This is a genomic window from Pseudomonas sp. PDM22 (assembly GCF_014851965.1).
Taxonomy (GTDB): domain Bacteria; phylum Pseudomonadota; class Gammaproteobacteria; order Pseudomonadales; family Pseudomonadaceae; genus Pseudomonas.
Map to the genome: position 1 here is coordinate 238817 of NZ_JACVAR010000010.1, position 12555 is coordinate 251371.

A 12555-nucleotide genomic window follows, 5' to 3' on the forward strand; every position below is an offset into this window, starting at 1 on the left:
GCGCGGTCATTTTTTAACCAGAACAAGACAGGTTCCATGGCCAAGAAGCTTTTCATCCAGACCCACGGTTGCCAGATGAACGAGTACGACAGCTCGCGCATGGCCGACCTGCTGGGTGAACACCAGGCCCTGGAAATCACCGAAAAGGCCGAAGAAGCCGACGTCATCCTGCTCAATACCTGCTCGATCCGCGAGAAGGCCCAGGAGAAGGTGTTCTCCGAGCTGGGCGCCTGGCGCACCCTCAAGCAGCAGAACCCCGACCTGGTGATCGGCGTCGGTGGCTGCGTGGCCAGCCAGGAAGGCGCGGCGATCCGCGAGCGCGCGCCGTACGTCGACGTAGTGTTCGGCCCGCAGACTTTGCACCGCCTGCCGGAAATGATCGACGCCGCCCGCACCACCCGCAAACCGCAGGTGGACGTGTCCTTCCCGGAAATCGAGAAGTTCGACCGCCTGCCCGAGCCACGCGTCGACGGCCCCACCGCCTTCGTCTCGGTGATGGAAGGCTGCAGCAAGTACTGCACCTTCTGCGTGGTGCCCTACACCCGCGGCGAGGAAGTCAGCCGCCCGTTCGACGACGTGCTGGCCGAGGTGATTCACCTGGCCGAGAACGGCGTGAAGGAAGTCACTCTGCTGGGCCAGAACGTCAACGGCTACCGCGGCCCGACCCATGACGGGCGCATCGCCGACTTCGCCGAACTGATCCGCGTGGTCGCCGAGGTCGATGGCATCGAGCGCATCCGCTACACCACCTCGCACCCGCTGGAGTTCTCCGACTCGCTGATCGCCGCCCACGCCGAAGTGCCGCAACTGGTGAAGTTCGTCCACCTGCCGGTACAGGCCGGCTCCGACCGCATCCTCGCGGCGATGAAGCGCAACCACACCGCACTGGAATTCAAGTCGCGTATCCGCAAGCTGAAGGCCGCGGTGCCGGACATCTGCATCAGCTCGGACTTCATCATCGGCTTCCCCGGCGAGACCGAGAAAGACTTCGAGCAGACCCTGAAGCTGGTGGAGGACGTCGGCTTCGATTACTCCTTCTCCTTCATCTACAGCTCGCGCCCGGGCACCCCGGCCGCCGACCTGGCCGACGACACCCCGGACGAGGTGAAGAAGCAGCGCCTGCTGACGCTCAACAGCCGCCTCAATCACCAGGGTTTCGAGATCAGCCGACGGATGGTCGGCACCATCCAGCGCATCCTCGTCACCGATTACGCCAAGCGCGACCCCGGCCAATTGCAGGGCCGCACCGAGAACAACCGCGTGGTCAACTTCCGCTGCGACAATCCGCGCCTGATCGGCCAGTTCGTCGACGTGGAAATCTACGAGGCGCTGCCAAACTCCTTGCGCGCGACCCTGGTGGAAGCACGCCACTGACAGTAGAAGCACGTCACTGGCAACCGACCGTTGACTACCCCCTTGGCGACTGAACTTTCGTACTCGGTCGCGCGGGGTTATTCTTCGACCATCTCCCTTTGAAGCACGGCGACTTAGACAACACCTTGAACGCCCCCCTGGATATCCATCGTTTCATGCTCGAGCCCTTCGAGGCCCGCAGCTTCGCCAACCTGTGCGGTCAGTTCGACGAACACCTGCACCAGATCGAGAAGCGCCTCGGCATCGAGATCCGCAACCGCGGCAACCAGTTCGAACTGGTCGGTGACCCCGAGCGCACCCAAGCGGCCGAAAACCTCCTGCAGCGCCTCTACCGCGAAGTGCAGAACGGCACCGAGCTGACGCCTGACATGGTCCACCTGTTCCTGCAGGAGTCCGGCCTGGAAGAGCTCTCCGTCGAGCCCGTCGCCCCGCTGGTCACGCTCAAGACCCGTCAGGCGCACATCCGCCCGCGCGGCGCGAACCAGCAGCGCTACGTGAAGGCCATCCTCGACCACGACATCAACTTCGGCATCGGCCCGGCCGGCACCGGCAAGACTTACCTCGCCGTGGCCTGCGCCGTGGACGCCCTGGAGCGCGAGCAGATCCGCCGCATCCTGCTGGTGCGCCCGGCGGTCGAAGCCGGCGAGAAGCTCGGCTTCCTGCCCGGCGACCTGTCGCAGAAGATCGACCCGTACCTGCGCCCGCTGTATGACGCGCTGTACGAGATGCTCGGCTTCGAGACCGTGGCCAAGCTGATCGAACGCCAGGTGATCGAAGTCGCGCCGCTGGCCTATATGCGCGGCCGCACGCTGAGCAACAGCTTCATCATCCTCGACGAAAGCCAGAACACCACGATGGAACAGATGAAGATGTTCCTCACCCGGATCGGCTTCGGCTCCACCGCGGTGATCACTGGCGACGTTACCCAGGTCGACCTGCCCAAAGGCACGCGCTCGGGCCTGAAGCACGTGATGGAAGTGCTGCGCGACGTCCCCGGTATCAGCTTCACCCACTTCAAGTCCAAGGACGTCGTGCGTCACCCGTTGGTGCAGCGCATCGTCGATGCCTACGACGCCTACGAGAATCGCCTGACCGGCGTAGAAGGCCAGGGCAACAAGCATGCTTGAACTGGACCTGCAGGTCGCCTGCGAAGCGACCGGCCTGCCGAGCGAAGCGCAGTTCCGTCACTGGTGCGAACTGGCCCTGCGCCAACGCCAGAATGATTCGGAACTCACCATCCGCCTGGTGGACGAAACCGAAGGGCGCGAACTGAACAAGACCTGGCGACACAAGGACTACGCCACCAACGTACTGTCCTTCCCCGCCGATGTTCCCGATGAGTTGCTGGACATCCCGCTGCTCGGCGACCTGGTGATCTGCGCCCCTGTAGTCACCCGCGAGGCCGCCGAACAGGGCAAGTCCGCCGAGGCCCACTGGGCCCACCTCGTCGTCCATGGCTGCCTCCACCTGCTCGGCTACGATCACATCGAAGATGAAGAAGCCGAGGAAATGGAAGGTCTGGAACGCGAATTGCTGGCTGAACTGGGTCACCCGGACCCATACGCGGCCGATGAAGAATAAAAGCCACCGAGCAAGGAAAAGATGAGCGAAGACCGATCGAGCAATGGGCACAAGTCGTGGTTGGACAAGATCACCCAGGCTTTTGCCCATGAGCCGAGAAACCGCCAGGAGCTGCTTGAGCTGCTGCGCGAAGCCCACGACAACAAGCTGCTGGACAGCGAAGCGTTGTCGATCGTCGAAGGCGCGATCCAGGTGGCGGACCTCCAGGTCCGCGACATCATGATCCCGCGTTCGCAGATGATCTCCATCAAGTCGACGCAGAAGCCTGCCGACTTCCTCCCGGCCATCATCGAAGCGGCGCACTCGCGCTACCCGGTGATCGGCGAGAGCCTGGACGACATCATGGGCGTCCTGCTGGCCAAGGACCTGCTGCCGCTGGTCCTCCACGACCAGAATCACGCCTTCAACATCAAGGACCTGCTGCGCCCGGCCACCTTCGTGCCCGAGTCCAAGCGCCTGAACGTGCTGCTGCGCGAATTCCGCGCCAACCGCAACCACATGGCCATCGTCATCGACGAATACGGCGGCGTGGCGGGGCTGGTGACCATCGAGGACGTGCTGGAGCAGATCGTCGGCGATATCGAGGACGAGCACGACGTCGAGGAAGACAGCTACATCAAGCCGCTGCCCAGCGGCGACTTCATCGTCAAGGCGCTGACCCCGGTGGAAGCCTTCAACGATTTCTTCGGCGCGGAGTTCTCCGACGAGGAATTCGACACCGTCGGCGGCGTGGTGATGAGCGCCTTCGGGCACCTGCCCAAGCGCAACGAAACCACCGAACTGGGCGGCTTCCGCTTCCGCGTGCTCAACGCGGACAGCCGTCGGCTGCACCTGCTGCGCCTCACCCCGCTGCAGGACTGAGCCACCACGCACCCTGTAGGAGCGGGCCATGCCCGCAATCGCGGACAAAGTCCGCTCCTACAGGAGCGCGCGAAACACCCCTCGCTGAATTCCTACAGAAAAACCCTCCGCGTCCTGCAACATCCCGCCGCAGTCAGCTCATGGCTTTTGGCTTTCATCCCCATAGCCTACCGTTCGTCTCTCCATTACTCTTGCGCATCGCTTAACCGCAACAAGGATTTCCGATGCGCTGGATCACCCGCCCCGGCCTGCCAGGCCACCTGCTCGCCCTGGCCGCCGGCGCGCTCACGCCGCTGACCCTGGCCCCGTTCGGCTACTGGCCGCTGGCAGTGCTCTCGCTGGCCCTGTTCTACCTCGGCCTGCGCGGCACCACCGCAGGTTCGGCGCTCTGGCGCGGCTGGTGGTACGGCTTCGGCGCCTTCATCGCCGGCACCAGCTGGATCTACTTCAGCATCCACAACTTCGGCGGCGCGTCCGGGCCGCTGGCGGGCTTCCTGGTCGGCGGCTTCAGTGCCGGCGTGGCCTTCTTCTTTGCCCTGCCGGCGTGGGTCTGGGCGAAGTTCTTCCGTCGCAACAATGCGCCGGTCAGCGACGCACTGGCCTTCGCCGCGCTGTGGGTGGTGCTGGAGCTGTTCCGCAGCTGGTTCCTCACCGGCTTCCCCTGGCTCTACGCCGGCTACAGCCAGCTGGACGGCCCGCTGGCCGGCCTCGCCCCGCTGGGCGGCGTCTGGCTGGTGTCCTTCGGCATAGCCCTGACCGGCGCGCTGATCATCAACCTCCCTGCCCTGACCCGGCGCCCGGCGCGCCTGGTCACCGGCCTGGTCCTGCTGATCGCCCCCTGGGCCGTGGGCCTGGGCTACAAGGGTCACGCCTGGACCACTCCGGCCGGCGCACCGCTGAAGGTCGCCGCGCTGCAGGGCAACATCGCCCAGGAAATGAAGTGGGACCCCAAGGCCATCACCCACCAGCTGGAGCTGTACCGCGACCTGACCGCCGAGCAGAACGACGTCGACCTGATCGTCTGGCCGGAAACCGCCGTGCCGGTGCTCAAGGACCAGGCCACCGGCTACCTGGAGATGATCAACGGCGTCGCCACCGCCAAGAAAGCCGCGCTCATCACCGGCGTACCGGTACGCGAGAAGACCACCGAAGGCATTCGCTACTACAACGGCATCACCGTGGTCGGCGAAGGCAGCGGTAACTACCTCAAGCAGAAGCTTGTGCCCTTCGGTGAATACGTCCCGCTGCAGGACCTGCTGCGCGGCCTGATCAGCTTCTTCGACCTGCCCATGTCCGACTTCGCCCGCGGCCCGGCCGACCAGCCGCTGCTCAAGGCCAAGGGCTATTCCGTAGCGCCGTACATCTGCTACGAAGTGGTCTACCCGGAATTCGCCGCCGAACTCGCAGCGCAGAGCCAGCTGCTGCTGACCATCAGCAACGACGCCTGGTTCGGCACCTCCATCGGCCCGCTGCAGCACCTGCAGATGGCGCAGATGCGCGCCCTGGAAGCCGGGCGCTGGATGGTGCGCGGCACCAACAACGGCGTCACCGCGCTGATCGACCCGTTCGGCAAGCTGGCGGTGCAGATCCCGCAGTTCCAGCAAGGCGTGCTGCGTGGCGAAGTGGTGCCGATGCAGGGCCTGACGCCGTACCTGCAGTGGCGCGTCTGGCCGCTGGCGATCCTCAGCGCCGTGCTGCTGGTGTGGGCGCTGGTACGCCGCCGTACGCACCCGGAAGAACGTCGGCTGTTCGGCTGATCCCAACGAACAAGGGCCTCATTGCGAGGCCCTTTTTCATGGCGGAGGCTAGCGATAGAACAACCGATAGCCGACCAACCCGATCGCCTCATTGAGCAACTGCCCGCTCTGCCAGATCGCCCGCCCTTCCGGCAGCCAACCGCCCATGGGCACTGCGTCGTCCGTACCGATGTAGCCCGAGGGCGCCGGCAGAACTTCCAGCCCGGCCTTCTCGAAGCTCCAGATCGAGCGCGGCATGTGAATGGCGCTGGTCACCAGCACTACTCGCTGGATACCCGCCTCGCGCAGCATCTCGGCGCTGAACCGGGCGTTCTCCCAGGTCGTGCGGCTGCGCCCCTCCTCCCAGCGCACCGGCACGCCGTAATCGTCCCGCAGGCTCTGCGCCATGATCCGCGCCTCGGAGGGCGGCGTGCCGTAGTGCAGGCCGCCGGAAGTCAGCACTGGCAGGCCGCTGGCCTTGGCCAGGCGTGCGGCATAGCGAATGCGCTCGCGAGCCATCAGGCCCGGCTGGTCCTCATCCCAGGCACGATCCCCGCGCACCCGACCAGCGCCGAGCACCACGATGGCGTCGGCGCGCTGCGCCAGACCCGCCCACTCTGTCTGTTTCAGCGCATCCTGCTGCTCCAGCTGGCGTGCGCCCCACTCCACCGTCACCGGCAGGCTCATCACCAGCAGGCCGAGGAAACCGGAAAAGAAGCAGAACACCGACAAGCGCGGATAGCGCCGGCGCAGCACGAAGCCCAGGAAGAGCAACAGCAGCAGCAATCCCGGCGGCATGAAAATCTGTTTGAGGATGAAGCGGATAGGCATTGGCGACTCCTTGTCGAGGCGCCAAGCCTAACGGATCGGGGAAATGTCAGCGTGCCTTCGCGTTGCGGAACAACTGCGAGCCACAGGAAGTGCAGGGCAGCACGCCCTGATTGCGGCTCCAGGCCACAGGCGAGCCACACAGCGCGCATTGCAGCTGCTGCGGGCGCGTCACCAGACGGGGACGGCTGGGCGGTGTGGGTTGGCGCACATGGCGCGGCGCCCGAGCCGGGGCACGCTCCAGCATGGCGAGCTCCTCCGCCGCGGCATGCCAGCCGCGCAGCCAGTTCACATCCTGGTCCAGATAAGCCCTGATCAACTCCATCTCGGCACTGCTCAAACCGCGCAACTCCAGTTCCACGGGGCATTCGTCACGTAGTCGCTCAGCGGTGTCGGCCTCATCCAGGGCCAGCGCGAGCCGTTGCAACAACCGTTCATACAGACCGGAACCCGAAGCACTTGCGCGATGCAGCTCAGCCATCAGTCACCTCAAGACAGGCGGAAACCTCCCGCCCTCAGGCAAAGCTTAGCGGCCCACCCCGTGCAACACCGAGCGTGCGACAAACGGCGCGGGCTACCGGCTCGAGTGGGGGTCATGTATGCTACGAGGCTTTCTGTAGCCGCCCGGCCCGGGTCTTCTCAGGGGTCGGTTCAGCGAAAGGGCCACTCGACCTTCCTGGCTGCACAATTCTTTTCCGTACAGGTTCAAATCGCGCCATGCACGAGCAATATCAGCCTCTCGAGATCGAATCCCAGGCCCAGAACTTCTGGAACGAACACAACTCTTTCCGCGTCGACGAAGTCGCCGGCAAGGAGAAGTTCTACTGCCTGTCGATGTTCCCGTATCCGAGCGGCAAGCTACACATGGGGCATGTGCGCAACTACACCATCGGTGACGTGATCAGCCGCTACCACCGCATGCAGGGCAAGAACGTCCTGCAGCCGATGGGCTGGGACGCGTTCGGCATGCCGGCGGAAAACGCCGCGATGAAGAACAACGTCGCCCCGGCGGCCTGGACCTACGACAACATCGCCTACATGAAGTCCCAGCTCAACAGCCTGGGCCTGGCGATCGACTGGTCCCGCGAAGTCACCACCTGCAAGCCGGACTACTACCGCTGGGAACAGTGGCTGTTCACCCGCCTGTTCGAGAAGGGCGTGATCTACCGCAAGAACGGTACCGTGAACTGGGACCCGGCGGACCAGACCGTACTGGCCAACGAGCAGGTCATCGATGGCCGTGGCTGGCGTTCGGGCGCGCTGATCGAGAAGCGCGAAATCCCGATGTACTACTTCAAGATCACCGCCTACGCCGAAGAGCTGCTGTCCAGCCTCGACGACCTGCCGGGCTGGCCGGAACAGGTCAAGACCATGCAGCGCAACTGGATCGGCAAGTCCCGCGGCATGGAGATCGCCTTCCCCTATGACCAGGCATCCATCGGCGAAGCCGGCCAGCTGAAGGTCTTCACCACCCGTCCGGACACCCTGATGGGCGCCACCTACGTCGCCGTGGCCGCCGAGCACCCGCTGGCCACCCTGGCCGCCGAGCGCGATCCGTCGCTGCAAGCGTTCATCGACGAGTGCAAGCGCGGCGGCGTCGCCGAAGCCGACATTGCCACCCAGGAGAAGAAAGGCGTCGCCACTTCCCTGTTCGTCGAGCACCCGCTGACCGGCGACAAGCTGCCGGTGTGGATCGCCAACTACGTCCTGATGACCTACGGCGAAGGCGCCGTGATGGCCGTGCCGGGTCACGACGAGCGCGATTTCGAGTTCGCCAACAAATACGCCCTGCCGATCCAGCAAGTGATCGCCCAGGTCGGTGCCGACAACGACTTCGAATCGACCCTCTGGAAAGAGTGGTACGGCCTGAAGGACGAGAGCGTCATCACCGTCAACTCCGGCAAGTACGACGGCCTCGGCTATCAGGCCGCGTTCGACGCCATTGGCGCCGATCTCGCCGCCAAGAGCCTCGGCCAGCAGCGCACCCAGTTCCGCCTGCGTGACTGGGGCATCAGCCGCCAGCGCTACTGGGGCTGCCCGATTCCGATCATCCACTGCGACACCTGTGGCGACGTGCCGGTACCGGCCGACCAGTTGCCGGTCGTCCTGCCCGAAGACGTGGTGCCGGACGGCGCCGGCTCGCCGCTGGCCAAACTGCCGTCGTTCTACGAGTGCAGCTGCCCGAAATGCGGCCAGCCGGCCAAGCGCGAAACCGACACCATGGACACCTTCGTCGAGTCGTCCTGGTACTTCGCCCGCTACGCCTGCCCGCAGTTCGAAGACGGCATGCTGGACAAGAAGGCCGCCAACTACTGGCTGCCGGTCGACCAGTACATCGGCGGTATCGAACACGCCATCCTCCACCTGCTGTACGCGCGCTTCTTCCACAAGCTGATGCGCGACGAAGGCCTGATCGACTCGGACGAGCCGTTCAAGAACCTGCTGACCCAGGGCATGGTGGTCGCCGAGACCTACTACCGCGTCGCCGCCAACGGTGGCAAGGAATGGTTCAACCCGGCGGACGTGGAAGTCGAACGTGATGCCAAGGCCAAGGTCATCGGCGCTCGCCTGAAGACCGACGGCCTGCCGGTGGAAATCGGCGGCACCGAGAAGATGTCCAAGTCCAAGAACAATGGCGTGGACCCGCAGGCCATGATCGATGCCTACGGCGCCGACACCTGCCGCCTGTTCATGATGTTTGCCTCGCCGCCGGACATGAGCTGCGAGTGGTCCGACTCCGGCATCGAAGGCGCCAACCGCTTCCTGCGCCGCGTCTGGCGTCTGGCCCAGGCCCACGTCAACGCAGGCCCTGCCGGCGCCGTGGACAAATCCGCGCTGGACGACGCACAGAAGGCCATTCACCGCGCCATCCACCTGGCCATCCGCCAGGCCAGCCAGGACGTAGGCCAGCACCACAAGTTCAACACCGCCATCGCCGCCGTGATGACCCTGATGAACGTGCTGGAGAAGGCTCCGGCCGAATCTGCCGCCGACCGCGCCCTGCTGCAGGAAGGCCTGGAAACCGTCACCCTGCTGCTCGCCCCGATCACCCCGCACATCTGCCACGTGGTCTGGCAGGAGCTGGGCAAGGACGGCGCCGTGATCGACGCCAGTTGGCCGCAGGTCGACGAAGCCGCCCTGGTGCAGGACAGCCTGCAACTGGTGGTACAGGTCAACGGCAAGCTGCGCGGCCACATCGAAATGCCCGCCAGCGCCAGCCGCGAGGACGTCGAAGCGGCCGCCCGCGCCAACGAGAACGTGCTGCGCTTCACCGACGGCCTGACCATCCGCAAGGTCATCGTGGTGCCCGGCAAGCTGGTCAATATCGTCGCCAACTAAAAGCAACGCTGGAAAAGACCCATTCGCCCGTGGCACCTTCGCCACGGGCATACCGGATCAACAGGAGTGAGGGAAGCTTGATGAAACGTATCCTGACCAGCCTCGCGCTGATCGGCCTGGCCAGCGTGCTGAGCGCCTGCGGTTTCCAACTGCGTGGCCTGGGCGATACGAACTTTGCGCTCAAGGAAATCGACGTGAGCGCGCGCAACGCCTATGGCGACACCGTCACGCAGCTCAAGCAGGTGCTTGAAGGTAGCGGCGTGAAAGTCGTCTCGCGTGCGCCGTACCACCTGATCCTCGCCCGCGAAGACGTGACCAGCCGCAGCGTCAGCTACACCAGCTCGGCGCGCAGCGCGGAAAACGAACTGACCAACACCCTGAGCTACGAGATCCGTGGCACCGACAACCTGCTGCTGCTCGCCAACCAGGTTCAGGTCCGCAAGGTCTATGTGCAGGATGAGAACAACCTGATCGGCTCCGACCAGGAAGCCCAGCAGATCCGCGCCGAAATGCGCCGCGACCTGGTCCAGCAGATGGTCACCCGCCTGCAGCTGATCACTCCGGCCCAGCTCGACGAGCTACAGACCAAGGCAGAAGCCAAGGCCAAGGCCGAAGCGGACGCGATGAAGGCCGCGGACGAGGCTGCCAAGTCTCAGCCGCAGCAATCGCCGATCGAATTCCCGAAAGCGCAGTAAGCGACAAGGGGCCGGCCAACCGGCCCCTTTCTCATTATGAAGCTCAATCCCGGACAACTCGCCAAGCACCTGCAAGGCAACCTCGCGCCCGTCTACGTGGTCAGCGGCGACGAACCGTTGCTCTGCCAGGAGGCCTGCGACGCCATCCGCACCGCCTGCCGCCAGCGTGATTTCGGCGAACGCCAGGTGTTCAACGCCGAAGCCAACTTCGACTGGGGCCAACTGCTCGAAGCCGGTGCCAGCCTCTCGCTGTTCGCCGAAAAGCGCCTGATCGAACTGCGCCTGCCCTCCGGCAAGCCCGGCGACAAGGGCGCGGCCATCCTCCAGGAATACCTGCAGCGCCCGCCGGAAGACACCGTCCTGCTGGTCAGCCTGCCCAAGCTCGACGGCAGCACGCAGAAGACCAAATGGGCCAAGGCCCTGATCGACGGCGATGCTGCCCAGTTCATCCAGATCTGGCCTATCGACGTGCACCAGCTGCCGCAGTGGATTCGCCAGCGCCTGTCCCAGGCCGGCCTGGCCGCCAGCCAGGAAGCGGTGGACCTGATCGCAGCGCGCGTCGAAGGCAACCTGCTGGCCGCCGCCCAGGAAATCGAAAAGCTCAAGCTGCTCGCCGATGGCCAGCAGATCGACGCCGACACCGTACAGGCCGCCGTGGCCGACAGCGCGCGCTTCGACGTCTTCGGCCTGATCGATGCCGCCCTCAATGGCGAAGCCGCCCACTGCCTGCGCATGCTCGAAGGCCTGCGTGGCGAAGGCGTTGAGCCGCCAGTGATTCTCTGGGCCCTGGCCCGGGAAGTCCGCGTGCTAGCCAGCCTCGCCCAGCAGTTCAGCCAGGGCATACCGCTGGACAAGGCCTTCAGTCAGTGCCGACCGCCCATCTGGGACAAGCGCCGCCCGCTGATGAGCAAGGCCCTGCAGCGGCACACCGCGCAGCGCTGGAACCAGATGCTGCAGGACGCCCAGTTGATCGACGCACAGATCAAAGGCCAGGCGCCCGGCAACGTCTGGAACAGCCTCGCCCGCCTCGCTCTGCTGGTCGCCGGGCAGCGCATCAGCCTGCCTTCGGCCTGAATTCTCACAGCCCCAAACTGTAGGGCGCATAACCTGGAACAGGTTATCCGCCGGCCATCTCCCGGCGGATAACGCTGACGCGTTATGCGCCCTACGTCATTCAGCGGATCGCTGTGTCGACTTCCTGAAGCACATTGCGTCCTCTGACCCGCTCTTGAGTCGGCCGGTCCAGCGACAACTCGTAGAGCTGTCGCGCCTCGCTGACCAGCGGTAACAACGCCGAAGCCAGCCGCGACGTAGCGCGGATCAGGCCAGGGTCGGAGTCATCCTCCAGCAGGCTCAGCAGGTCTTCCACGGCCGTCAGGCGGCGCAGCGCAGCGTCGCGTAACTGCTCGATCGAAGCCAGGGCATTGATGAACATCACGTCCTCATAGGGCCGGGACTCCAGCGGGACGGGCAGGAACTCAGTCATGGCGGACCTCCGGGGGAAGTACGACGGGAAACGAAGGACTCTGGCGGGGCACGGGCGTAAAAAAGGGATAGTGCATGGCTGGTAACTCCGTCCACGTTGAGAAACCGCCTCCTCCCGCTGCGACGCGAGAAGGGAGGCGGACCGTGCGGAAGGTCGCAGTACCGGTGGACAGAGCAAAACCCGGCCAGGCGTTAGCCTGCAACCACACGGCCGCCACGGAGAAACCATGCAGCAGGCAACAATCGCCTGTGCAGGTAGACGGCAGTACGTGTGCTTTGTCCATACCAGGCTGCGACACCCGGCCACGGTTTTTGGGCCGTGGCAAGTGGAATCTAGCGAGCACGCACGTAGGCCCTCAAGGCTAAAAGAACGTAGGAGAATTCGCTGGTCTGACAGCTCAAACCCGGACGTTTCGCCGCATAGCGTGGCCCGGTTCACCTCTCAGGAAATAGCCAACCACCATTCTGAATGGCCGCATCCCCCTGTAGGAGCAACTGTCTTTCCCAGGTAGTTCGGTGTTTGTGCTTTCCCCCCTCACCCCAGCCCTCTCCCTCAGGGAGAGGGAGCAAATCGTGCCGGCTGACGCTGTGGTTTCATCCGGCACCGAACGGTCCCCTCTCCCCCTGGGAGAGGGTTAGGGTGAGGGCCGATCCGA

Annotated in this window: 11 protein-coding genes; 8 read left to right on the forward strand and 3 right to left on the reverse strand. The window is 64.8% G+C overall.

Going from position 1 to position 12555, the window contains the following annotated elements; all coding sequences use genetic code 11:
• Positions 1–36: 36 nt before the first annotated feature.
• The 5 genes from miaB (at position 37) to lnt (ending at position 5573) form a co-directional block, all read left to right on the forward strand.
• Positions 37–1374: a tRNA (N6-isopentenyl adenosine(37)-C2)-methylthiotransferase MiaB gene (gene miaB, locus IB255_RS28525; protein WP_192211194.1), complete on the forward strand. Its 1338-nt coding sequence runs from the start codon at positions 37–39 to the stop codon at positions 1372–1374.
• Between the two features lie 125 nt (positions 1375–1499).
• Entirely contained in the window at positions 1500–2501 is a 1002-nt protein-coding gene (locus IB255_RS28530) for a PhoH family protein (protein ID WP_081517165.1), read from the forward strand.
• Positions 2494–2955, forward strand: coding sequence for an rRNA maturation RNase YbeY (gene ybeY, locus IB255_RS28535; RefSeq protein ID WP_192211195.1), 462 nt, complete (start codon positions 2494–2496; stop codon positions 2953–2955). Before IB255_RS28530 ends, ybeY begins: the two co-directional genes overlap by 8 nt.
• 21 nt (positions 2956–2976) lie before the next feature.
• Positions 2977–3816 (forward strand): HlyC/CorC family transporter, encoded by an 840-nt coding sequence (locus IB255_RS28540; protein WP_081517163.1) that lies wholly within the window; start codon positions 2977–2979, stop codon positions 3814–3816.
• A 224-nt stretch (positions 3817–4040) separates the two neighbouring features.
• Positions 4041–5573, forward strand: a complete 1533-nt coding sequence (gene lnt, locus IB255_RS28545; protein ID WP_151189312.1) for an apolipoprotein N-acyltransferase — start codon at positions 4041–4043, stop codon at positions 5571–5573.
• A 48-nt stretch (positions 5574–5621) separates the two neighbouring features.
• Here lnt and IB255_RS28550 read toward each other — a convergent pair whose 3' ends face one another.
• The gene (locus IB255_RS28550; RefSeq protein ID WP_192211196.1) at positions 5622–6383 is read right to left on the reverse strand and encodes a YdcF family protein; all 762 of its coding nucleotides are present in this window, start codon (positions 6381–6383) and stop codon (positions 5622–5624) included.
• A 46-nt stretch (positions 6384–6429) separates the two neighbouring features.
• On the reverse strand, positions 6430–6861 hold the full coding sequence (locus tag IB255_RS28555) for a hypothetical protein (protein ID WP_081517160.1): 432 nt from the start codon (positions 6859–6861) through the stop codon (positions 6430–6432).
• 236 nt (positions 6862–7097) lie between these two features.
• On the opposite strand from IB255_RS28555, the gene leuS reads away from it, so the two are divergent.
• The 3 genes from leuS to holA all read left to right on the forward strand — a co-directional run bounded on the left by leuS (position 7098) and on the right by holA (position 11488).
• On the forward strand, positions 7098–9719 hold the full coding sequence (leuS, locus tag IB255_RS28560; RefSeq protein ID WP_151189309.1) for a leucine--tRNA ligase: 2622 nt from the start codon (positions 7098–7100) through the stop codon (positions 9717–9719).
• 80 nt (positions 9720–9799) lie between these two features.
• Complete coding sequence (lptE, locus tag IB255_RS28565) at positions 9800–10414, forward strand: LPS assembly lipoprotein LptE (protein ID WP_081517158.1); 615 nt, start codon at positions 9800–9802, stop codon at positions 10412–10414.
• Positions 10415–10450: 36 nt separating this feature from the next.
• Entirely contained in the window at positions 10451–11488 is a 1038-nt protein-coding gene (gene holA / locus IB255_RS28570) for a DNA polymerase III subunit delta (protein ID WP_081517157.1), read from the forward strand.
• Positions 11489–11588: 100 nt separating this feature from the next.
• Here the strand turns inward: holA and IB255_RS28575 are convergent, their stop codons facing one another.
• Positions 11589–11900, reverse strand: coding sequence for a hypothetical protein (locus IB255_RS28575; protein WP_081517156.1), 312 nt, complete (start codon positions 11898–11900; stop codon positions 11589–11591).
• Positions 11901–12555: the final 655 nt, after the last annotated feature.